General features: G+C 64.1%; 17 protein-coding genes. 9 read left to right on the top strand and 8 right to left on the bottom strand.

Annotation, left to right across the window (positions count from 1 at the left end):
* The first annotated feature begins 411 nt into the window (after positions 1-411).
* Positions 412-780, top strand: coding sequence for a hypothetical protein (locus BLS66_RS06555; RefSeq protein WP_074725466.1), 369 nt, complete (start codon positions 412-414; stop codon positions 778-780).
* Between the two features lie 618 nt (positions 781-1398).
* Here BLS66_RS06555 and BLS66_RS06545 read toward each other — a convergent pair.
* The 4 genes from BLS66_RS06545 to aceE form a co-directional block, all read right to left on the bottom strand.
* The gene (locus tag BLS66_RS06545) at positions 1399-2541 is read right to left on the bottom strand and encodes an McrC family protein (RefSeq protein WP_244152970.1); all 1143 of its coding nucleotides are present in this window, start codon (positions 2539-2541) and stop codon (positions 1399-1401) included.
* Positions 2542-2623: 82 nt separating this feature from the next.
* Positions 2624-4648: an MrcB family domain-containing protein gene (locus BLS66_RS06540; protein WP_074725463.1), complete on the bottom strand. Its 2025-nt coding sequence runs from the start codon at positions 4646-4648 to the stop codon at positions 2624-2626.
* A gap of 529 nt (positions 4649-5177) precedes the next feature.
* Positions 5178-7292 (bottom strand): P-loop ATPase, Sll1717 family, encoded by a 2115-nt coding sequence (locus BLS66_RS20820; RefSeq protein WP_208596513.1) that lies wholly within the window; start codon positions 7290-7292, stop codon positions 5178-5180.
* A 73-nt stretch (positions 7293-7365) separates the two neighbouring features.
* Positions 7366-10053, bottom strand: a complete 2688-nt coding sequence (gene aceE / locus BLS66_RS06525; RefSeq protein ID WP_012478970.1) for a pyruvate dehydrogenase (acetyl-transferring), homodimeric type — start codon at positions 10051-10053, stop codon at positions 7366-7368.
* 488 nt (positions 10054-10541) lie between these two features.
* On the opposite strand from aceE, the gene BLS66_RS06520 reads away from it, so the two are divergent.
* A complete protein-coding gene (locus BLS66_RS06520; RefSeq protein ID WP_049468662.1) occupies positions 10542-11102 on the top strand; it encodes a PadR family transcriptional regulator in 561 nt (186 codons plus the stop codon).
* Between the two features lie 59 nt (positions 11103-11161).
* Positions 11162-11959 carry a siderophore-interacting protein gene (locus tag BLS66_RS06515; protein ID WP_057494552.1) on the top strand — a complete coding sequence of 266 codons (798 nt, stop codon included), beginning with the start codon at positions 11162-11164 and terminating at the stop codon, positions 11957-11959.
* A gap of 73 nt (positions 11960-12032) precedes the next feature.
* On the opposite strand, the gene BLS66_RS06510 is transcribed toward BLS66_RS06515, so the two are convergent.
* Positions 12033-12854: a hypothetical protein gene (locus tag BLS66_RS06510; RefSeq protein WP_057494553.1), complete on the bottom strand. Its 822-nt coding sequence runs from the start codon at positions 12852-12854 to the stop codon at positions 12033-12035.
* Between the two features lie 210 nt (positions 12855-13064).
* Between BLS66_RS06510 and BLS66_RS06505 the strand changes: the two genes are divergently transcribed.
* On the top strand, positions 13065-13466 hold the full coding sequence (locus tag BLS66_RS06505) for a hypothetical protein (protein ID WP_049468657.1): 402 nt from the start codon (positions 13065-13067) through the stop codon (positions 13464-13466).
* A 183-nt stretch (positions 13467-13649) separates the two neighbouring features.
* On the opposite strand, the gene BLS66_RS06500 is transcribed toward BLS66_RS06505, so the two are convergent.
* Together BLS66_RS06500 and BLS66_RS06495 are read right to left on the bottom strand one after the other, a co-directional pair.
* Positions 13650-14357 (bottom strand): YceI family protein, encoded by a 708-nt coding sequence (locus tag BLS66_RS06500; protein ID WP_005415047.1) that lies wholly within the window; start codon positions 14355-14357, stop codon positions 13650-13652.
* 86 nt (positions 14358-14443) lie between these two features.
* Complete coding sequence (locus tag BLS66_RS06495) at positions 14444-15034, bottom strand: malonic semialdehyde reductase (protein ID WP_064237526.1); 591 nt, start codon at positions 15032-15034, stop codon at positions 14444-14446.
* A 126-nt stretch (positions 15035-15160) separates the two neighbouring features.
* Here BLS66_RS06495 and BLS66_RS06490 point away from each other — a divergent pair, with 126 nt between their 5' ends.
* The 5 genes from BLS66_RS06490 to BLS66_RS06470 all read left to right on the top strand — a co-directional run bounded on the left by BLS66_RS06490 (position 15161) and on the right by BLS66_RS06470 (position 18925).
* On the top strand, positions 15161-16120 hold the full coding sequence (locus tag BLS66_RS06490) for a mitochondrial fission ELM1 family protein (RefSeq protein WP_057494555.1): 960 nt from the start codon (positions 15161-15163) through the stop codon (positions 16118-16120).
* A 247-nt stretch (positions 16121-16367) separates the two neighbouring features.
* On the top strand, positions 16368-17219 hold the full coding sequence (locus BLS66_RS06485; RefSeq protein ID WP_053462619.1) for a DUF2145 domain-containing protein: 852 nt from the start codon (positions 16368-16370) through the stop codon (positions 17217-17219).
* Between the two features lie 19 nt (positions 17220-17238).
* On the top strand, positions 17239-17742 hold the full coding sequence (locus BLS66_RS06480) for a hypothetical protein (protein WP_057494566.1): 504 nt from the start codon (positions 17239-17241) through the stop codon (positions 17740-17742).
* Positions 17743-17773: 31 nt separating this feature from the next.
* Positions 17774-18289, top strand: coding sequence for a hypothetical protein (locus tag BLS66_RS06475; protein WP_058980941.1), 516 nt, complete (start codon positions 17774-17776; stop codon positions 18287-18289).
* Between the two features lie 75 nt (positions 18290-18364).
* Positions 18365-18925 carry a queuosine precursor transporter gene (locus BLS66_RS06470; protein WP_057494557.1) on the top strand — a complete coding sequence of 187 codons (561 nt, stop codon included), beginning with the start codon at positions 18365-18367 and terminating at the stop codon, positions 18923-18925.
* Positions 18926-19023: 98 nt separating this feature from the next.
* On the opposite strand, the gene glnE is transcribed toward BLS66_RS06470, so the two are convergent.
* On the bottom strand, positions 19024-21819 hold the full coding sequence (gene glnE, locus BLS66_RS06465) for a bifunctional [glutamate--ammonia ligase]-adenylyl-L-tyrosine phosphorylase/[glutamate--ammonia-ligase] adenylyltransferase (RefSeq protein WP_074725461.1): 2796 nt from the start codon (positions 21817-21819) through the stop codon (positions 19024-19026).
* Positions 21820-22032 lie beyond the last annotated feature (213 nt).

Below are 22032 nucleotides of genomic sequence, written 5' to 3'. Positions count from 1 at the left end.
CAAACCGTGCTTTTCAATGCGCATTCGGGCGGTAACTTAACACCGGCCGAAACCACTGCACCGCAAGGGTCCTGCCACGCGTGCTCCATGCAACAATGCCGTAAGCGTCAGCATTTGCGGCCTCTGCGGCCTACGGTTTCTTGGCATCTCGTAACCATGCGAGTACACCTTGGCATGCCACCGGAAAAGGGTGGCGCGGGACTCGAAAACCCGTCTATGTACCAGATGTATGCGCGTGCCAGCCGGCGCCACCGTTTGTGTGGCGCCGGCTGGCAATCCGTTCGCGTTTCCATGGCGGGCGGTGCGTGGGGATCTTCGGATCCGCCGGTCTGGTACACACCGGTTTTCGAGCCCGCACCGTCCGCCACCTTTATCGGTGGCGCTGCTATCTGTCCTGTACGGAGCATTGCCATGAACACATCGGACTTCCGTTCCCTGCACGCGCAGTACGATCCGGACAACGCCGAACCCGAGCGCGAACCGTCCGTCGATCCCAACGCCTTCGTCGCCACGCTGCACCGCATCGGAACCGGTGCGGCTGCGGATGGCCAACCCTGGCCGGAGCGGCATCAACTAGCTGGGCGGTGCCTTCAGTTGGCGGATGCGGATTGCGCGCTGGCCGGACTGCGCGTGGTGGCGGAGCTGATGCTGGCTGCGGAGCGGACTCGGCAGAACGGTGCGCCCGAGGAATACCTCGGGGATCGAGTTATGGAAGGGTTGAAGATGGCGTGTGTGGCGTTGACTGCGCAGGCTATTGAGCGGTTGCAGGTTCGGGAGTAGAGCCGAGGGCTTGAGCCCCATGTACTAGTCCGCGGGCTGCCGTCGCGGCCCATTCTCTGTTCGCCTTCGATCTGCAGGACTTCCGATGAAGTCTCTGACGTACGCCGTTGTCTACGTGGCAGTGCTTTTGGGTACTGCGCTGACCCACCGCTATCTGCCCAAAGGCGAGCTGGAGCTGAGGACCTACCCCAAGGTCTCTGCCACTGAGTTCGCAGTGATGCGCGAGGACGTTTTGCGTCTAGCCGCAGGAAGTGCGGAGTTGGATGTGGGACTTTCTGGGAACAGCTACTTCGAGCTCAACTGTCGTAGGGAGCCCACTCTATTGGTGGATAACTCCTCGTCGCAGTTGCTCATTATTGGCCTCAGAAGTCGGGCCCACGAGACACTTTGCGCTCAGACCCTTCTCCTCCGCTGGAGCGGCCGCCTCGTGCCAGACCAGTGCGTCGGTGCAAGCGGAAGAAAGTGCTGCCCGGCGCAGCGTCAACCGCTACTTCGGCCGGAATCAACCAATTAGGTCTGGTCCTGGTTTCTGATTAGGACTACGACTTGAATCGGATGGCCCCATTCCGGTCCCTGTGGCGCCAGACATAAAAACTTGGCGCGGTTCAACTCATAGGCTTACATGCCGATCCAAGTTCGGATCTCTTCAGCGATCGCGCTTTCGCTCAGCAAAGGATCTATCCCAGGTGACGCCACCCACGCAAACTTCCTGACCCGAATTTTTCCGATTGCAGCCGGCAAGGGTACCAAGCCATCCTCCCTGTGCCTGAAGCCCACGATGAATCCTCTCTCTGCTTCAAAGCCAGATGCGAATGCCACGATCTGATTGAAGCTTGCACGGTCCCAGTCATCCCCGAAGTATTTGTACTTGACGTCTCCCACGATGCGACCTCCATCCACGACGAGGTCGGGATTGAGCGTGATTCCACCCTCCGTTAGGCGGAGCCCACGCTTCCTCACGTCAATCGGCGAAAGCGCATTTGCGAGGATATTGCGTAAAGCGCTCTCCACTATGCCTGGCGTCGGGACCAGAAAGCAGGTTCCCACGACATTGCCCGCTTCCATGGAGGCTCCTCGCGACGCCAGAACCAGCTTGGCAAGCGGCAGTACCCTTGAATAGCGCGCATGTAGACGTGTGGCTTGGAATCGCCAATCGGATTCACGCAGTACACCCACAGGTCCCATCGCCAAAACGAGACGGCGTGCGCGCCGCCTCTGGTTCGCGTCGATAGTCGAGTCCGAAGCAAGCGCAGTACAGCTCGCCTTCATTAGCCGATTGATCGCCGCATCTTCGTCCAGCTCTGAATAGCTGCAATGAACCGCGACTCGACCAGAGAGGTTCGCTAGAACCGTGGGGACTGGCTGTACGGAGCCTCTCACCTCAGATAGCTCCTCCTCGTACTCGCTGTAGTCCCTATGCAGCCCAAGCCGCACCACTCGCTCAGCTTCCGCCAGCAGCCATCCACAGACCAGCTCACGCAAATCTCGCGAGCTGCCAACGCGAGTTGGGGAATCATCCACTCTCGGCGCCACCTCAGACCTCCCCATGAGGTGGCAGAAGTGGCTCAGCGGAATCTTCGGCACAACCTGGAGCTGTAGGTCGCCCAGGCGAACCACACCCACCACGTTTCTAAATTTCAGTAGGTGGGTGCCGTTCGGCCGATACCCGACGCTAACCACTGATGCTTGTTCATCCCGGCTACCGCTACCGTTGGTATTCGTTTTTGACTTTGAGCTCCACCAGTTTAGGCGCCCTGCCATCCGACGACCAATTCCCTCTAACGCCTGAACTTGCTGATCTGATAAGCGAACGAACGATTCTCGATTTTCTTCGAGAGTAACTTCAGTCAGCATAATCAGGCCATAGCTGGTTAACGCTCAGGGCGCCCATGCCGTCCGGCTGATCGTAGTAATACTCCTCAATGAGGGGCAACAACTTTCGCGTCCAGACTTCCCGAAGAACTTTTGGCGACATGTCATTGCGCATGAAGAAGGAATGGCCGATGGTGTGGTGTCGGTCCAGGTCCCTAGTGAGATGTTCATTGAGCCTGGACAGACCTTCAATGACGACTTCTGACGGAAGAGCTATGGAATTGAAGTAGCGCTCCAACACATCAGTATCGGGTGCAAGCTCGAAAATTTCGAAGCGGCGCCGCATCGCCGCGTCTATGGAACGAATGCTGCGATCGGCGGTGTTCATCGTGGCGATGAACATCAGGTTGGAAGGCAGCTTGAACTCCTTGGAGAGCTGCAGACTGATTGCCTGGTCCCGATACTCAAGAAGATACAAAAGCTCCCCCATAACCCTTGGGAGATTCGCCCGATTTGCCTCATCCATGATGATGACGTAGGGGTGGTCTGGATCGTTGAGATGCCCGGCCTTGCGCATATCACGCACTACTTGCAGCACTACGCCGGCCGTCACGTCAAACGAAACGCCCGAAGGACCTGCCACTGGGCGCAAACCTTCGATGAAGGCTTCATACGTGTAGCTAGGATGGAACTGGACCAGTCGCACCGCCCCCTTACGACCGCTGGTTAGGTAGGTTGCTAGCTTCTGGGCTACCCAGGTTTTACTGGTGCCGGGTGGACCGGCCAGAATCAGCTGCGGCTGGCTCCCGCGCAGACAATCGATCATGCTGCCAAGCGCTTCTTCGGCGAGGAGCGTCTCAGCCACCAACCAAGACATGTCTAGATCGACCTCGAGCTCGGTTGAACTGCTTGACCCTTCCACGCCAGCAGCATCCTGGCTTTCACTGTCCCTGAGCCATGAGTCTTTGAGGCGCTCGTACACGTAACCAAATGCGTTCTGATTCACCACGCTTTTAGAGGTGGAGAGCCCGTCTACCAATTCCAACTCTGCTACCGGGAATGGGTCAATAAACTCGATGGCCTCGAGCTTGAACCACGTTTTATAGGCGCCATTGGCGCTATCGTTGAGTCGGTTTCCTTCATCGTAGGTCCCTGATAGCGAGGGCCATGGATTGACCATCCCGTCCGCAGACGGCGCGCAGCGGAGCGCCTCCACGCGAGCCTTCGCGACGATCTGCCGCCTGCCGCCATTTATGTAGAGCGTGAAGCCGCTTGACAGCTCGTCACGGACACCTTCTCGGAGCCTGAATGTCCAGCCGCTAGCCCATCCTCCATTGCTATCTATGCCTTCTCGCACAGAGCCATAGTCCCGAGAGATTGTCTGCCATGTCCCCACGAGGGCAATGCGGCGATCAAATCGTGGCGCCACCCGATCTTTGTGAGCATCGACGACTGCGCCGTAAGCCTGCAGGGCTGTTTCGAGATCGGCGATCAGCGATTCGTCGGACGGGAGTTCGTCCACACCGTAGTACTTGGACGCGATCGTGGATGCTTCATACATGCGCGCCTTGCTGCCTTTGGAGCGGAGATCTATGCCTGCGGAAAAGTCGAAGCCCGCTTCGGCGAGGCTGGGGATGAGAGCCCTTACCCCTTCTGCACGGTCATTGAGCTTTCGAACGGCCTCCTTCCGATGAAATGACTCGAGCTCAGTGATCCCTTGGGCGAGAGTGAGGTAGACCCCGTCTCCTGCCTCGCTGAAGAGATAGACCACGTAGACCCCACGCTGAGTGGTGGTGGTTTCCCGTCGATCAAGGATTGATAGCCAGGGGATTGTTGCCCAGTTGCCCTTGCCGTAGCTCGCGACCACTTTTAGATGCTCGTTGCCGGCAACGGTCGGAAGGCGCTCGACTGCCTCCTTTAGCTCCCGAAAGACTTCTGCGACTTCATTCTCTCCGCCAAAGCTGACTTCAGACCGCGCCTGCTGGTATGTACGGAGGATCCTGCCAAGCATACCCCGTAGGTCCTGGGCTTCTTGGCCGGGCAATTGATCTGTCATATGAAGTTCCTAGCCGCTGTCTGGTGGCCATTTGGAGAACGGGCCAATTGCGACAACAGTATCGGAAGGCCATAGCCTTCATCAATGATCTTTTGGGTCCTGAGTCTACGCAATAGACCTCCGAGGCCATGCAATAACCCAATGGTTACCTACCCAGGTGTTGATTTCCTAGAAGGAGACACCGATGAGCGGAATGATGGAATCAGAGTTCGAGCGGCGGACCATTCGGAGAAAGTGCGCGCGGGCCCTTGGGCACATCAAGAGCAGGTCGACAGCGGGTGCTACCCAGCTGTCGGTTCGATCTAATCGCAGCACAGGCCGAACGGCGGGCTGAGGATGGCAAGCGCAGCACCGAAAACGCTTGTGGGCCAGACTTTAGGATGTGCAGCAGTATGAGCGGCGGTTCAATGACCCGCAGGAGGCTCGCGCCGAGGACATGTTGGAGATTCGCGCTCGGAGAGAGCTGGCGTCTCTACTAGATAGCGACGGGGGTTGACATTCTCGACCCAGCAGAGCCTGCGACATTCCCTTACACCTCTGCCCGACCCTTCCTCTTCTTTCTCCGCGTGCCTTTCGAATTAGGCACATCAGTTTGACCAGATGCGTACATTCGAACATAGGTATCGAGGAGCCTTTCGACTGCCAGGTCACCAGCATCCACCTTCTCCGGACTTCTCAGTTTCGAAAGAATGGTCACGAGTTGCTGGGCGGGGAACTTTATAATTATCTTCCCTTTATTATAGAACTCCCTAAACGCCTCCAGCTCCGCTCCCCTGCGAAGACCGAACTCAGCATCCCGGCAAATTATAAACGCAAGCTCCCCATACTCACGCCCAAGGTAACCATAAACTTGCCTAAACTCATCAACCCCGATCTTTGCATAGTTTTTAACCTCGAATATCACTTGCCGGGTTCTATAATCATTAAGCACTCTCTTCCAAACACCGCCACCTTGATTGGTCGCCACAATGTCGCGCCGTTGGGAGGCAGTGGCATTGGGCCTAAGCTGAATATTGGAGAGCTGCTTTGAAAATGCGATCTCGACTGCCTTCTTACACCAGACTTCAAATTGAGATGCTCCAGCAACGCCCTCGGGAATGCTGTTGAGCTCAGACATCAGCTGCCCAAGAATACGCTTTCTCTGCTCACCACTCTGAGATTCGATCGCAATCTCATATTCGTCATATATTTCTTCCGCCTCACCCTGAGTCAGCTCAAAACCGCTTATATTGAGTGCCGGCCAGTAACAAGGATGAATCATTAGAATATCCTCATCCACAAGCAATTTATCAAATCTCTTACCGTCGTGAGAATAGACAAAACTTGCAATTTGTTTGTCAAAAACACCGATAAAGCCGATTCCATATAGCGCTTTGAGAACCTCTTGCGCGCTCCCTAGTATCGCAAAATGCTGAGACTCGACAGCAGTTAGGCCGGGGCTGGCCATGACGTTAGATATCTTCTCTTGAACCTCTGTAAGCCTGAGCTTTGCGTCTCCACTAGAGAATGAAGAAACCAATGCTCTTAGCCCAGGAAACACAGCCTCATACTCTTTTCCAAGATCATTGAAGCGAGTCACAGATATGCTTTTAGCGGACTCGTCAAAATCCGTCTCAATTAACGTGGTCCGTCCCTGCCGCTGCGCCTGATAGAAGGCTGTATTTAAGAGCGCAATGACATCCCGAGGACGGTAGAGAGTGAGTCTCAGACATCTCCTAAAGCCCTCGCGGCCATGGAGTTCGTTCGCCGTGATGGCGTTCCATACCTTTACATCGCTCTCTTTGGATATCCCAAAGACATACCTAATTCTCTTTGCCACCATGTAGAAGAGTTCCTGAGGATCCCAGTGAAGCCTAAGAACTTGGGACTCAAGATTTCTTGTAAAGTCTTTATCTTCGGCCTCAATCGCGCGAAGCATGTTGTCGCGAATAAATACGATCGCCCTAAAATGTCCTGCGAGAGATGACCTAATTTCGTCCGTCCCGTACAGAATTCCATCAATGATGCTTGTTCCGGTAATATCTGGCTCGTAGCCCTCATCAAGGCGATCCACGAGCAATACGTATTCTTGCCCTGACTCAGAGACGATTCCTGATATTTCGTTTGTCAGCCTCTCCACTGAGAGAAAAGCAGGGAGCTCAGCGATGCGCTCATCCTCACCTTCAACCTCAGCCTTAAAATCTTTCAAGATAGATCGAAGCCGCTCAACTGGTGATGTCCCGCGGCGGCGCCAGTTTGCGACTTTCTCTGCGAGGTCTCTATTCGCTTCAATGTATTTTTTGAGCTTATAGTCGGAAAATAGCGCTGAGGCGATTTCCATTAGGATCGCGTACTTCCATGCGATCTTGATGCCAGCCCTCATTTTTGACAGATTGGCGCCGAACATCTTTGCTAGTGGCCGAAGCCCGATCATTTGCTCCTCAACAGGAGCAATTTTTATCACTGGTGTTTTTCGATCAGACCATACTTTGCTGAGGCGGTAGGTGATGGCACTTTTCCCCGTGCCACGGCGCCCCACTACAATGAACCGGTCGACGCTCTCAAATAGAGTCCGATAGTCTTGCCATTCATAGAATGACTCATCGAGCGCTTTGTGGTCATTCTCTCCACGTACATCCCCGAACGCATTGGGCTTTGCCGCCATTTGCATGTTCCCTCCCCAGGCTCATCGAATCCATTCAAAAAAAGGGGCAGCTTTCGCTGCCCCTTCTTAATTATCAAACCCCAACAGGATTAGCCTTCTCCGGATCAATCTTGTACTGCTTGATCGCCCGGGCCACATCCTTCGCGGTCATCTTCCCTTCCTTCGCCAGCGCCGCAATCGCGGCATGCGCGATGTAGTAGCGATCCACTTCAAAGAACCGGCGCAGGTTCGCACGCGTATCCGAACGGCCAAACCCATCGGTACCCAGCACGGTGTACGACATCGGCACGAACGCACGGATCTGATCCGCATACGCACGCACGTAGTCGGTGGCGGCAATCGCCGGGCCCTGGCGGCCTTCCAGCAGCTCGGTCACGTAGGCCTTGCGCTGCTCACCTTCCGGATGCAGGCGGTTGGCACGCTCCACGTCAAAACCATCGCGACGCAGTTCGTTGAAGCTCGGGCAGCTCCAGATATCGGCGGTCACGCCGAAGTCCTTGTCCAGCAGCTCGGCGGCGGCAATGGCTTCGCGCAGGATGGTGCCCGAACCTAGCAGCTGCACGCGCAGCTCGCCCTTCTTCGGCTTGCCGGCGTCGGTCAGCAGGTACATGCCCTTGACGATGCCTTCGGCCGCACCTTCCGGCATTTCCGGGTGGGTGTAGTTTTCGTTCATCAGGGTGACGTAGTAATACTCGTCCACCTGGTCTTCCATCATGCGCTTGGTGCCGTGCTGCAGGATCACCGTCACTTCGAAGCCGAAGGTCGGGTCGTAGCTGCGCACGTTCGGGATGCCACCGGCCACCAGATGGCTGAAGCCATCTTCATGCTGCAGGCCTTCACCGTTCAGCGTGGTGCGGCCGGCGGTGCCACCCAGCAGGAAGCCGCGGGTACGCATGTCCGCTGCCTGCCAAGCGATGTCGCCCACGCGCTGGAAGCCGAACATCGAGTAGTAGATGTAGAACGGCAGCATCGGCACGTTGCTGACCGAGTAGCTGGTACCGGCGGCCATCCACGAGCTGATCGCACCCGGCTCGCTGATGCCCTGCTGCAGCACCTGGCCGCTCTGGTCTTCGCGGTAGAACATCAGCTGGTCGGCGTCGACCGGCTTGTACTTCTGGCCGAACGGCGCGTAGATGCCAATCTGGCGGAACAGGCCTTCCATGCCGAAGGTGCGGGCTTCGTCGGCCACGATCGGCACGATGTGCGGGCCCAGTTCCTTGTCGCGCAGGGTGATGTTCAGGCTCTGCACGAAGGCCATGGTGGTGGAGTAGCTGCGCTCGCCGCTGCTCTTCAGCAGGCGCTCGTAGGCTTCCAGCTTCGGTGCCACGAAGGTCTTGTCGGCCTTGCGGCGGCGCTGCGGCAGGTAACCGCCCAGCGCGGCACGGCGTTCCTGCAGGTACTGCACTTCCGGCGAATCCGGGCCCGGGTGGTAGAACGGCACCTGGCCGTCGGCCAGCTGCGCGTCGGTCACCGGAATGTTGAAGCGGTCGCGGAAGTGGCGCACCGCTTCGTCGTCCAGCTTCTTGGTCTGGTGGGTCGGGTTCAGCGCCTCACCGGCGCTGCCCATGCCGTAACCCTTCACGGTCTTGGCCAGGATGACGGTCGGCATGCCCTTGGTGTTCACGGCCTGGTGGTAGGCGGCGTACACCTTGTGCGGGTCGTGGCCACCACGGTTCAGGCGCCAGATGTCGTCGTCGCTCAGGCCGGCCACCATCGCGGCGGTTTCCGGGTATTTGCCGAAGAAATGCTCGCGGGTATACGCGCCGCCGAAGGCCTTGCAGTTCTGGTATTCGCCGTCGACGGTTTCCATCATCAGCTTCTTCAGGACGCCGTTGGTGTCCTTAGCCAGCAGGGCATCCCAGTAACCGCCCCACAGCAGCTTGATCACGTTCCAGCCGCCGCCACGGAACACGCCTTCCAGTTCCTGGATGATCTTGCCGTTGCCGCGCACCGGGCCGTCCAGGCGCTGCAGGTTGCAGTTCACCACGAAGATCAGGTTGTCCAGGCCTTCCCGGCCGGCCAGGGCGATGGCACCCAGGGTTTCCGGCTCGTCGCTCTCGCCGTCGCCGATGAAGCACCACACCTTGCGGTCGGACTTCTCGATCAGGCCACGGTTTTCCAGGTAGCGCATGAACTGCGCCTGGTAGATGGCGGCCAGCGGGCCCAGGCCCATCGACACGGTCGGGGTCTGCCAGTAGTCCGGCATCAGCCACGGGTGCGGGTACGAGGACAGGCCACCGCCGTCCACTTCCATGCGGAACTTGTCCAGCTGCTCTTCGCTGATGCGGCCTTCCAGGAAGGAACGCGCGTAGATGCCCGGGGCGCTGTGGCCCTGGATGAACAGCAGGTCGCCCGGGTGGTTTTCGCTCGGGGCGCGCCAGAAGTGGTTGAAGCCCACGTCGTACAGGGTGGCGCCGGAGGCGAACGAGGCGATGTGGCCGCCCAGGTCACCCGGCTTGCGGTTGGCGCGCACCACGGTGGCCATCGCGTTCCAGCGGATGATCGAACGGATGCGCCATTCCAGCTCGGCGTTGCCCGGGCTCTTGGCCTCGAACTGCGGTTCGATGGTGTTGACGTATTCGGTGGTGGGAGAGAACGGCAGGTAGGCGCCCGAACGACGGGTCAGTTCCACCATGCCTTCCAGCAGCTGATGCGCGCGCTCGGAGCCCTCGACATCAATAACGGCCTTCAACGACTCGATCCACTCCTGGGTTTCCACAGGATTCGGGTCGTTGTTCAGCACCTCGTTCAACCAGTTCATTAGCGCTCCCATTACCGCACGCACGCGCGCGACTGTTGTATAGATTTCTAGACCGCAAAGTGTAGCGCACCAAGGGCTTTCGTCACTTGGCTACGCTGGCGTATGGACGCATGCGGCCAGTGTCCGCAAGGCCTGTCCCGGCCTGTCCGGCGGCAGGACAGGCCCTTGTTTCCGGGTACTGCGGCACCTTGGAGCCGGTGCCCGGCTGTCGCGCTGGGCCCGGAGCCACCATGTGCAGGACGCAGTGTTACTGCGGCCGATGACGGTTGTGCGGCGCCCGCGCACCCTGCGGTATCGACCGCGGGCGCGGGCGCTTGACCGGCGACAACGTGTCGCACCCCTGGATTGGCGCGAGCGACCGCCGCATCGCCTGGAGCGGTGCGCGGGCGGGCCGTGGCCCAAAACAGACGCGCTTGTGGCCGGATCGATGATTGCCGGGCTCGCGCTATCGATATATCGTTTGCACACTCGTTTACCGATATATCGAAATGAGCCGTACGTCTTCTCCCAGAGCCCGTTCCACCGATCCGGATGTGCCGCGCCGCAACGGCCAGCCACGGGTGCTCAGCCGGGGCGACCTGCGCCTGCTGGTGCTGGCCCTGATCGGCGAGCAGCCACGCCATGGCTACGAGCTGATGCAGCTGATCAGCAACCAGTTCATGCAGGCCTATACGCCCAGCGCCGGCACCATGTACCCGCTGCTGGCCAGCTTCGAGCAGGCCGGCTGGATCGAGGCCGAGGAAGTGGACGGCAGGCGGATCTTCCGCATCACCGCCGCCGGCGAGTTCGAGCTGAAGGTGCAGCGAACCCAGGTACGCCTCGCGCAACGGCGAGCCTTCGACCGTGCCCGCGAGATCACCAAGGCGTCGCTGCCGCCGCCGCTGGCCACTGCCCTGCGCGAGTTCAAGCGGGCGCTGGTGCATCACCACGGCCGCTGGGCCGAGGGCGAGGCAGACGAGGTGGCGGCGCTGCTGAGCCGGGCGTCCGCCCTGCTGAACGGTACCGCCGGTAGCGAGGCATCCCCCCTTTCAACGACCCAGCCAGACTGAATCCAGCCAGGTCTCCCCCATCCCGCGCGCCCCCGCGCGACACCTTTACAGGTATCCCCATGACCGAACACAACAACCCGCGCCTGCGCCTGGATGTGCGCTTCCGTGAACTGACCGTGCTGCGCACCGAAGAAGTCACCCCGCACATGCGCCGCGTGGTGCTGGGCGGCGACGATCTGGCCGGCTTCGATTCGCCCGGCGCCGACGACCACATCAAGCTGTTCTTCCCAAACAGCAGCGGCGAGATGGTGCTGCCGGTGCTGACCGCCGAAGGCCGCAGTTACCCGGACGGCAAGTCGCCCTCGCCGTCGCGCGACTACACCCCGCGCTGGTGGGACCACGAGACCGGCGAGCTGGCCATCGACTTCGTGCTGCACGACCAGGGCGTCGCCGGGCCGTGGGCCGAGCGCGCGCAGCCGGGCGACACGCTGGTGATCGGCGGCCCGCGCGGCTCGTTCGTGGTGGCCGACACCTACGACGCCTACGTGCTGATCGGCGACGAGACCGCACTGCCGGCCATCGCCCGCTGGCTGGACGTGCTGCCGGACGGTGCCGAAGTGCAGGCCTTCATCGAAGTGCGCGACGAGGCCGAGCGCCAGGACCTGCCGCAGTACGAGAACGTGCGCATCCACTGGCTGGAGCGCAACGGCTTCCCGGCGGCCAGCAGCACGCTGCTGGAAGACATGCTGACCGACTTCGAGGCCCCGGACGGTGATGTCTTCTACTGGATCGCCACCGAATCGCGCCGCGCACGGATGATGCGCAAGTTCATCGAAGGCCACCTGGGCGTGCCGCGCGATTGGATCCGCTCGACCGGCTACTGGAAGGCCCATCCGGACGAAGCCGACGGCGATTGATCAAAGGACGGTAGGTGCGGACCGTTGGTCCGCACGCCCTCCGGAGGGTAGTGCCGGCCGCTGGCCGGCAACCTCATGAACCCTCGGCGGGAACCTGCAATTGCCGGCCAGCGGCCGGCACTACCCCCTGCCGCGTCCACCCGAACCGCTGCGCGGCCCAGATCTCCAGCGCCACCAGCAGTGCGACGGCCAGCAGCGGCAACAGCAGCCCGAAGTACACGCCGGGCATCATGCCGTTGATCTGCGCTTTCACCAGCCGCAGCACGCCATGGGTGTGCAACAGCTCATCCACATGCATGGTCAGCGCCTCGCGCACCACCTTGGGTTCCAGGCCGAGGGTGCCGGCCTTGTCCACCAGCGTGTCTTCCACCATGCCACGCAGCAGGCCTTCGCGCACCTTGCCTATCACCCAGCCGGTACCGCGCGCCAACGGGCCGTTGCCAAGACGGTCCAGGCCGGGCAGCGGATGTTCGCTGAGGTAGGCCGAGGCGATGGTGTCGGCCACATCGCCCACCGTGCCCTGGCTGCGCAATGCCTCGCGCATGCGCGGGTCGTCCAGCGAGTCGGTGAAGCCTTCGCTCCAGCCTTCCACCAGGGTCTGCAGGTGCGGCTGGAAATGATCAAGCTGCTTGAACAGCGCGCGGTGCGCACCGGCGGTGAAGCCCAGCTGCAGGCCGAAGAAGGCCGTGGCCAGCGGCAGCAGCACCACGTAGCTGGCCAGCAGCCAGTGATGCCAGCGCTTGCGCCGCTGCAACCAACCCCGGCGGTGCAGCCAGCGCCAGCCGAGGATGCCCAGCACCAGGCCAAGCAGCGTACCGAGCACGCTACCGCCCAGCAGATCGAGCACGCTCAGGCCCGACCAGAACTCGTTCAACCAGTACTGCGCGTCCTGCATGGGTCTTCCTTCCGTGGGTGCGGCTGCGCCTGAAATGCCAGCCAGGTAGAGTCGACTGCTAGTCGACTATCGTGCGCAGCGCGGGGGTTTCCGGCATCGCGCCAAGAGCAGTCGACTAGCAGTCGACTCTACCAAAGCGGAGGCCTCCCGGCCCGGAGCACACCAAGCAATGCGACAATCGCGCTCCTTTCCTGCAGCAACGAGGCCCACATGGCCAAACTGACCCTGGCCGGCGTGGATGCGCTGCGCACCCGCTTTGCCGATGACGCCGCCTGCGATGCGGCGCTGGCCGCGTTCGCCGACACCGCTGCACTGCGCGCGCCGCTGCGCGAGCTGGTGGCGGCGCAGCACCGCTACCTGCAGGCCGAATTCGAAGTGGCGCAGGTGGCCGATGTGCTGCGCCGCGACCAGAAGTACGCGCCGGTGGGTCGCCCGTCGGTGCACATCGTGCAGCTGCGCAAGCAACAGGCGGCCACCAAGCAGGCGGCGCTGATCGCACGCCAAGTGGTGGCGCAGGCCGCGCAGACGTTCGCACGGGCCAGCGGGCTGGCGGTGAAGGCCAAGCAGAGCCCGAGCGAAGCGTGCGTGGCATGGTTGGGCGCATTGCGCTGAGCAACCCTGCTTCGGAGGTGGCCGCCCCCACCGACAGGGTAGTGCCGGCCGCTGGCCGGCAGCCCCTCATGATCGGGCACCTCGCAAGCAGCCGGCCAGCGGCCGGCTCTACCCGCACCCCAAAAAAGAAGGCCCGCTTTTCAGCGGGCCTCCTGCCTTCTCACGACGAGTGAGTCGGGTACATCAAGCCGCCGGCTTCTCGCCGGTGGCTTCGGTGGTGATGCGGATCTTCACTTCATCGCTGACGTTCGGGGCGTAGGCGCCGACGCCGAAATCGCTGCGCTTCAGGGTGGTGGTGGCATCGAAGCCGGCGGCCGGAACCTTGGCCATCGGGTGCTCGCCGCCGCCGTTGACGGTGACATCCAGGGTGACCGGCTTGGTGATGCCCTTGATGGTCAGGTCGCCGGTGACGGTCAGCTTGTTGGTGCCGGCCGCTTCCACCTTGGTGCTCTTGAAGGTGGCATCGGCGAACTTGGCGGCGTCGAAGAAATCGGCGCTCTTCAGGTGCTCGTCGAACTTGGCGGTGAAGCTGTTCAGGCCGCTCAGCGGCAGCTTCACTTCCACGGTGGACTTGGTCACGTCTTCGGCGTTGTACACCAGGGTGCCTTCGACGTTGCCGAAGTGCGCGCTCGGGTTGGAGAAGCCGAAGTGGCTCCACTGCGCCAGCACGTCGGTGTGGCTCGGGTCCAGCTTGTAGGTGCCCGAGGCGATCTTGATCGCTTCGGCGGCCGGCGCGGCAGCAGCGGCATCAGCCGCCGGGGTGGCGGCCTGCTCGGTGGTGGCCGGGGCGGCAGCATCGGCCGCCGGGGCAGCGGTGTCGGCCGGCTTGGAGCAGGCGGCGATGGCCAGGGTCAGGGCCAGCGGCAGCAGCAGTTTACGGGTGGCGCTCATCTGAGGAACTCTCCGGATCGTAGGGTGGGTACACGGTGCAGCAAGAGCCCGCCGCACGACGGCGGGCCCGAAACCGATACAGCGTCTTACGCGATGCGCGCCGCTTCGTCGAACGACAGGCGCGGCAGGCGCGGGAACAGGCCCGCCGGGTCACCGTAACCCAGGTTGACCAGGAAATTCGACTTGATGGAGGTGCCGGCGAAGAAGGCTTCGTCGACCTTGGCCGGGTCGAAGCCGGACATCGGGCCGGCATCCAGGCCCAGCGCGCGCGCAGCCAGGATCAGGTAGGCGCCCTGCAGGCTGCCGTTGCGGATGGCGGCTTCGTGGCGGCCTTGCTGCGGGCCGTCGAACCAGGCCTTGGCATCGGTGTGCGGGAACAGGTACGGCAGCTTCTCGTGGAAGTCCAGGTCGAAACCGATGATGACGGTGACCGGCGCGGCCATGGTCTTGGCCAGGTTGCCTTCGGACAGCGCCGGGGCCAGCTTGTCCTTGGCCTCCTTCGAGGTGACGAAGACGAAGCGGGCCGGCGTGGTGTTGGCCGCGGTGGGGCCCCACTTCACCAGGTCGTACAGTTCCTTCAGCAGGCTCTCGGGGACCGGCTTGTCGAGGAAGGCGTTCTGGGTGCGGGCCGTGCGGAACAGCTGGTCGAGGGCGGCGGCGTCGAGCGCGTGGGACATCGGTGGATCTCCAGGGCGGCGAAGGGAAGTCAGTGCCCGCGGGCGGCGCGGGGCGAAACGACGAGCCGCAGTGTAGAGTGTCGCGACTGTTGCAACACCCAGCAGGGCTGAAACGAATTAATGCCAATGGTGAAACGATCGAGCGCGCCGTGGACGGTCACTGACGGCCGCGCGGGCAATGTCCGCCAGGCGGTCGCGCTGGCCTCGGCACTGCGCCAGGGCACCCACCGACCGCTGCTCCTGCAACCGCGTGCGCCCTGGCGCTGGCTGTCGCCGCGCCGCCTGCCCGGCGATGTCAACGGCTACGGCGAGGCCTTTGCGTCACTAGCCAACGAGGCGCCGGCGCTGGCCATCGGCTGCGGGCGCCAGGCCGCAGGCGCGCTGCGCGTGCTGCGTGCACGCGGCAGCCAGGTGGTGCAGATCCTCGACCCGCGCATCAGCGCCCGCCATTGGGACGTGGTGGTGGTGCCCGAACACGATGCCCTGCGCGGCAGCAACGTGCTGACCCTGCTCGGCAGCCTCAACCCGGTGGACGATGACTGGCTGGCCTGGGGCCGCGCCGCGTTCGCCGGCTTCAGTACCCTGCCCGGCCCGCGCACCGCACTGCTGGTCGGTGGGCCGACGCCGCTGGCACCGTGGGACGAGACCGCGATGGTCGGCGTGTTCCAGGCGCTGGCCGAGCAGATCCGCAGCGAAGGCGGCAGCCTGCTGGCAACGACCTCGCGTCGTACGCCGCCGGCCCTGGCCGAGGTCCTGCGCGCGAAATTCGCCGACCTGCCGCACGTGATCTGGGGCGATGGCGGCGACGGCACCAATCCCTATGGTGGCCTGCTCGGCTGGGCCAACCGCGTGGTGGTCTCGCCCGATTCGGTGAACCTGCTCTCGGAGGCGTGCGCCACGCGCATGCCGGTGATGGTGGCGCTGGCCAGTACCGCGCAGGGCCGCCTGGCGCGCTTCCAGCACCAGCTGCGCGCGCGTGGGCGCTTGCAGCCGCATTGGCTGGACTGGCAGTACGACCGCATCGAACCGCTGCGCGAAACCGCGCGGGTGGCGGCGGAAGTGAAGCAGCGCCTGGCATTGGGGTAGTGCCGGCCGCTGGCCGGCAACGCTGTACCTGGCATCTCGGTAGTGCCGGCCGCTGGCCGGCAACGCTGCACCTGGCATCACGGTAGTGCCGGCCGCTGGCCGGCAACGCCGCACGCATTGCCAAACCCTGCCGTTGCCGGCCAGCGGCCGGCACGACCCGATTGCGCGGCGCAAGGGCGTGGATCGCCCGTTGCGCCGAGCAGCGTATGATCGGCGCGCGGGCCTGCCCGTCGTTGAAGGTATCGACATGGATCGTTTTTCCCGCCTGCCCGGCGCCCTGCTGCTGATCGCCAGCCTGCTGCTGGCCGCACCAGCCTGGGCCAACAGCACCGCCTGCCGCGAGCGCTCCCCGAGCGTGGCCTCGCAGGCGGCGATGCTGGACGTAGCCTGGACCACCGCCGAACGGCTGGACGCGCTGCCCGACGTGGACGTCGTGGTCGCCGCGCGCGGTGGCCAGGACCTGAGCCGCTACGGCCTGCGCCACAGCCACCTGGCCTTCCTGCTGCGCGAGGACGACGGCCGCTGGCGTGCGATGCACCTGCTCAACCGCTGCAAGACCGACAGCTCGCAGCTGTACCACGAGGGCCTGGGCAACTTTGTCGGCGAGAGTGGCGGCCATACCGACCTGCGCATTGGCGTACCGTCGGCGCCGTTGCGTGCGGCCCTGCGCGCGATGCTGGTGTCGCCCTCGATCCAGCCCAAGGCGCTGCACGAAACGAAGTACAACGTGGTTGCCTACCCGTTCGCCACCGACTACCAGAACTCCAACCAGTGGGTGCTGGAAGTGCTGGCGGCGGCGATGGCGCAGGCCGAAGGCACGCCGGCCATCGTCAAGCGCGAACAGGCGCAGCATTGGCTGCGCCAGCAGAAATACCAGCCCAGCGTGCTGCACATCGGCCTCGGCAAGCGCGTGGGTGCGCGCCTGTTCGTGGCCAACGCCACCACCACCGACCATCCGGCCGGCGAACGCATCTCCGGCAACTATTCGGTGGTGACGGTGGAATCGGTGTTCGACTTCCTGCACCAGCGCAGCCAGCTGCAGCAGGAACTGGTGATCCCCCATGTGCCGGTGGCCGGTGCCACCGCCGCCGCCCCCTGATTTCCCTGAGGAGAACGACATGCGTCCGCTGCTTGCCTCTGTACTGTCGACGGTGATCGTCACCGGCCTGGCCTGGTCCACGGCCGCCCACGCCGAACGCCGCATCGTGATCATCCATGACCCGGGCCCGCAGGGACCGAGCCTGGAAATGTCCACGCAGATGGTGGCCTCGGCCCGCGCCGCCGCGGCGAAGGAAGCCCAGGATGCGGCCGACGCCGGCCGGCCGCTGGCCCGCCCGCAGCAGATCAAGCTGCCGCAGATGGAGGTGAGCGCCATCGCCACCACCGTCGACGGCCGCCGCGAAGTGCTGCTGCGTGATGCCAACGACCCGCAGAACACGGCATCGATGCAGTACCCGCGCGGCATCGGCGATCCTGCTGTGCAGTTCACCGTGGGCCAGACCGTGAACTTCGAGCCAACCGGCAACGACCAGGGCTGGCAGCTGAAGGACAACCAGGGCCGCCCGCTGGAATACCTGCCCGAGGCCACCGGCCCGCGCGACATCTTTGACACCCGGCGCTGAGCCGCCGCCCCACGCTGACCAGGAGGTCTCCATGCTCCGTTGCCTGCGCGTTCCCGCCACTGCATTGCTGCTCTCGGCGCTGCTGGTGCCCACCGTCCATGCCGGCGCCGCGCCGCAGTTGAACAGCAGCGAGGCCAGCGTGATCGTGACCTCGTTCGTGGTGCTGTCGCTGCCGCTGGCGGCGTCGATGGGCCTGTCCGAACTGTCCAAGGCACCGTTCAAGGCCAGCGAGCGCAACGCCAGGGCGACCCGCACCAAGGCGGTGCCGCTGCCGCCGATGGAAGTGAAGAAGGTGGAGACCACGCCCACGGGCGAGCGCCAAGTGCAGTTGCAGGTACCGGACAAGGCCGACCACACCGCCACCCTGCGCTGGCCGGTGCAGCCGCAGGGCGAGAACCCGACGGCGGCCTTCGTGGTCGGGCAACGGGTGCATTTCGACCCCACCGAGGCCGGTGCCGGCTGGAACGTGAAGAGCGCCCAGGGCCAGACCCTGGCCTATGTGCCGACGGCCTATGCCGCCGGTGATGTGATGAGTGAAGCGCTGTAAAGCTGAACGACCGGTTTTGGCTTTGCCGCAGGCCGGGCGGATAATGGGCGATCCCCTTTGTCCCCCTGGCTCGCCATGTCCGTGCGTCCTGCCCCTCTGTTTGCCCCGCTGACCCCACGCGCCCTGGTGCTGGCGGTACTGGCCATGGGTGCGGTGGTGCTGCTGTCCAACGTACTGGTGCAGTACCCGATCAACGACTGGCTGACCTGGGGCGCCTTCAGCTATCCGGTCGCGTTCCTGGTCAGCAACCTGATCAACCGTCGCTTCGGCCCGGGCCCGGCGCGCCGGGTGGCGTGGATCGGCTTCGCGGTGGCGGTGCTGCTGTCGATCTGGGTGGCCACCCCGCGCATCGCCATTGCCTCGTGCTCGGCCTTCATCGTGGCCCAGCTGCTGGACATCACCGTATTCGACCGCCTGCGCCGTGGCAGCTGGTGGCGCGCACCGATGGTGGCCACCACCTGCAGCGCGACGGTGGACACCACCATTTTCTGGTCGATCGCGTTTGCCGGTTCCACCTTGCCGTGGGTGAGCTGGGCCGCTGGCGACCTGGCAGTGAAGCTGGCGATCGGCGTCTGCCTGCTGGCCCCGTTCCGTGCGTTGTTGTGGAAGATGGCGCCGCTGCGCGCGGCTGGCTGACCGCCATTGCTCTGGCAGGTGCCAACCTTGGTTGGCGCTTTGCATTCATGCCAACCAAGGTTGGCATCTACCAACTGTAGTCCTCCGCCATCCGGCACTCAGGCGAACGGCAGCTCTGCCGCTCTGCACGCCGCCGTAATCGCTGCACACGCCTCTTCAATCGCCGGCGTGGTCGGGGCCAGTCGCGGGCGGCGGTCCAGCGTGCAGGCCAGGCCCACGTCCAACAGCGTGGCGTGCGCACCATGCAGCGCCTGCGCGGTGGCATCGGGCAGGAAACCGGCGACCGCCAGCGCATCGATCAACGACGGCGTGTCGCGCGGCTGCAGCAGCGCCGGCACCTGCGCGCTGCGCGCGAGTACCCCGGTCTGCAGCAGGAATTCCAAGTCCACCACGCCACCGGCACCCTGCTTCAGGTCCAGCCGCGCGGCGTCGCTGCGGTCCAGTTCGGTGCGCATGCGGCCGCGCATCTTCAGCACGTCGGCATACAGCGTGGCCATGTCGCGCTCGCGCCCCAGCGTCTGTGCACGCACCTGTTCGAAGTGGGCCAGCAGGCTGGCATCGCCGGCCACGCCCCGCGCACGCACCAGCGCCTGGTGTTCCCAGGTCCACGCACGCTCGCGCTGGTACTCGGTGTAGCTGGCCAGCGAAGATACCAGCGACCCCTTGCCGCCGTCAGGGCGCAGGCGCACATCGATGTCGTACAGGCGGCCGGCGGCAGTGACCGCACCGAGCAGCGCCATCACCTTCTGCGCGAGCCGCGCATACCAGCGCCCCGGCTCCAGCGGACGCGCACCGTCGCTGGCCTCCACGCCGGCCGGGTGGTCATGCAGGAACACCAGGTCCAGGTCGGAACCGAAGCCCAGTTCGAGGCCACCGAGGCTGCCGTAGCCGATGATCGCGAAGCGGCCACCGGGAATCGCGCCGTGCGCGGCGCGCATGTCCGCCTCGGCCATCGCCAGCACGGTGACCACCACCGCCTGTGCCAGTTCGGCCAGTTGCCGCGTGCTGTCCACCGCGCCCTGGCGACCGTCCAGCGTGGCCATCGCCATGCGGAAACTGAGCGCCAGCCGCGTCTCGTTGAGCCAGCGCAGTGCCGATTCGGGATCTTCGACCGCCAGCACCTGCTGGCATTCGGCCAGCATGCCGGCGGCATCGGGCATCGGACCGGACACGCGCACATCCAGCAGTTCGTCCAGCAGCAGCGGATACGCGGCCAGGCGCTCGGCCAACAGCGCGCTGCGCGCCAGCACATCGACCAGACGCGCCAGCGCGCTGGGCTGTTCGTCCAGCAGTGCCAGATAACTGGTCCGGCGCAACACGGCCTGCAGCAGGCCAAGCACGCGCTTGAGCGCGGCGTCGGGTTGCGGCGAGCGCGTGGCCGCATGCAGCAGCGCCGGCAGTACGCGATCCAGCCGTGCACGCGCGGCGTCGGACAAGGACTTCACGCCGGTGCCCTGGGCGAAATCGCGCAGCGACTGGTCGGCACCATTGGCGTCGAGGAAACCCGCCTCGGCCAGCAGCGGTGCGTTACTGCCTTCGGGCAGGCTGCGCCAGTAGTTGGCCAGCGCGTCGGGCGCGGCCTGGCCCTTGCGCGGGGCCAGCAACGCGGCGAATTCAGTACTGACCCGCTGCTGCTGCACAGCCAATGCCGCGCGCAGCACGTCCCAGTCCGGGTAGCCGAGGCCGACGGCGATGCGCGTGCGGTCCAGCGCGTCGCTGGGCAGCACGTGGGTCTGTGCGTCGCGCAGCATCTGCAGGCGGTTTTCCAGGCGGCGCAGGAACAGGTAGGCCTCGCGCAGCGCGCTGCCATCCTCGGGCGCGATCTGCCCACCGGCCACCAGCGCGTCCAGCGCCACCAGCAGGCGGCGCTCGCGCAGCGCCGGCTCACGGCCACCGCGGATCAGCTGCAGCGCCTGGCACAGGAACTCGATTTCGCGGATGCCACCGGCGCCGCGCTTGATGTCTTCGTGCAGCTCGCGGCGCGCGACTTCGGCGGTGATCGCCGCCTTCATTTCGCGCAGGCCGTCGAGTGCGGTGAAATCCAGGTAGCGGCGGTACACGAACGGGCGCAGGGTCTGCAGCCACGCCTCACCCGCCTGGATATCGCCGGCGACCGCGCGCGCCTTCAGCCACGCATAGCGTTCCCAGTCGCGGCCTTCGCGCTGGAAGTACTGGTCCATCGCCGCGAACGACAGCGCCACGCGGCCGGCGCTGCCGAACGGGCGCAGGCGCAGGTCGACGCGGTGGCTGAAGCCATCGACGGTGGTTTCGTCCAGCAGCTTGGCCAGGCGCTGGCCGAGGCGTGCGAAATACTCTTCGGCGGCCAGCGCACGCGGACCGTCGGATTCGCCGCCCTGCGGATACGCATAGACCAGATCGATATCGGAACTGAAGTTGAGCTCGCCGCCGCCCAGCTTGCCGAGGCCGAACACCACCAGCTGCTGCGCGGCACCGTCGCCATCGCGGACCACGCCGTGGCGCTGTGCGAATTCCTGCTGCAGGGCATCCAGCGCCAGCCGCAGGCAATCCTCGGCCAGGGTGGTGGCGCCGGCCAGCGTCTGCGCCACGTCGTCCAGCCCGGCCAGGTCACGCCAGATCAGTCGCGAGGACATGGCGGTGCGCCAGCGCCGCAGCTGTGCGGGCCAGTCGCTGGGCTGCAGCGGATCGAGCACCGGGGCCGGGATCGGCGGGCAGCCGGGCGCGGCCAGCTGCGCCAGCAACGCCGGTTGCCGCACCAGGGTGTCCAGTGCGAAGTCGCTGGCTACCGCCAGCCGGGTCAGCAACGGCAGCCATTCCGTGGGGATGGGCCCGGGCAGGACCTGCGCCAGGCGCGCCAGGGCGCGGTCGACAAGGGGCTGCAGGGCGGCGGGCAGGTCTGCGGGAGCAAGAGTCATGGGCGGATTGTATCGACCCGGCCGGGACGCGACGGACCCGGTAGTGCCGGCCGCTGGCCGGCAGATCCGATGACCTGGTAGTGCCGGCCGCTGGCCGGCAGATCCGATGATCCGGTAGTGCCGGCCGCTGGCCGGCAGATCCGCTGATCCCGCCGAAGGTTGCCGGGGTTGCCGGCCAGCGGCCGGCACTACCGATAATGGGCACCGCGCATT

The sequence above is a fragment of the Stenotrophomonas pavanii genome (assembly GCF_900101175.1).
GTDB classification, from domain to species: domain Bacteria; phylum Pseudomonadota; class Gammaproteobacteria; order Xanthomonadales; family Xanthomonadaceae; genus Stenotrophomonas; species Stenotrophomonas pavanii.
Note: the sequence above shows the minus strand (reverse complement) of the source record. Positions and strands in the feature narration are given on the sequence as shown.

Excerpts from the sequence above, each read along its gene's own strand:
- BLS66_RS06555 (WP_074725466.1), top strand. The coding sequence starts at position 412 with ATGAACACATCGGACTTCCGTTCCCTGCACGCGCAGTACGATCCGGAC.
- BLS66_RS06545 (WP_244152970.1), bottom strand. The coding sequence starts at position 2,541 with ATGGCAGGGCGCCTAAACTGGTGGAGCTCAAAGTCAAAAACGAATACC.
- BLS66_RS06540 (WP_074725463.1), bottom strand. The coding sequence starts at position 4,648 with ATGACAGATCAATTGCCCGGCCAAGAAGCCCAGGACCTACGGGGTATG.
- BLS66_RS20820 (WP_208596513.1), bottom strand. The coding sequence starts at position 7,292 with ATGGCGGCAAAGCCCAATGCGTTCGGGGATGTACGTGGAGAGAATGAC.
- aceE (WP_012478970.1), bottom strand. The coding sequence starts at position 10,053 with ATGAACTGGTTGAACGAGGTGCTGAACAACGACCCGAATCCTGTGGAA.
- BLS66_RS06520 (WP_049468662.1), top strand. The coding sequence starts at position 10,542 with ATGAGCCGTACGTCTTCTCCCAGAGCCCGTTCCACCGATCCGGATGTG.
- BLS66_RS06515 (WP_057494552.1), top strand. The coding sequence starts at position 11,162 with ATGACCGAACACAACAACCCGCGCCTGCGCCTGGATGTGCGCTTCCGT.
- BLS66_RS06510 (WP_057494553.1), bottom strand. The coding sequence starts at position 12,854 with ATGCAGGACGCGCAGTACTGGTTGAACGAGTTCTGGTCGGGCCTGAGC.
- BLS66_RS06505 (WP_049468657.1), top strand. The coding sequence starts at position 13,065 with ATGGCCAAACTGACCCTGGCCGGCGTGGATGCGCTGCGCACCCGCTTT.
- BLS66_RS06500 (WP_005415047.1), bottom strand. The coding sequence starts at position 14,357 with ATGAGCGCCACCCGTAAACTGCTGCTGCCGCTGGCCCTGACCCTGGCC.
- BLS66_RS06495 (WP_064237526.1), bottom strand. The coding sequence starts at position 15,034 with ATGTCCCACGCGCTCGACGCCGCCGCCCTCGACCAGCTGTTCCGCACG.
- BLS66_RS06490 (WP_057494555.1), top strand. The coding sequence starts at position 15,161 with ATGGTGAAACGATCGAGCGCGCCGTGGACGGTCACTGACGGCCGCGCG.
- BLS66_RS06485 (WP_053462619.1), top strand. The coding sequence starts at position 16,368 with ATGGATCGTTTTTCCCGCCTGCCCGGCGCCCTGCTGCTGATCGCCAGC.
- BLS66_RS06480 (WP_057494566.1), top strand. The coding sequence starts at position 17,239 with ATGCGTCCGCTGCTTGCCTCTGTACTGTCGACGGTGATCGTCACCGGC.
- BLS66_RS06475 (WP_058980941.1), top strand. The coding sequence starts at position 17,774 with ATGCTCCGTTGCCTGCGCGTTCCCGCCACTGCATTGCTGCTCTCGGCG.
- BLS66_RS06470 (WP_057494557.1), top strand. The coding sequence starts at position 18,365 with ATGTCCGTGCGTCCTGCCCCTCTGTTTGCCCCGCTGACCCCACGCGCC.
- glnE (WP_074725461.1), bottom strand. The coding sequence starts at position 21,819 with ATGACTCTTGCTCCCGCAGACCTGCCCGCCGCCCTGCAGCCCCTTGTC.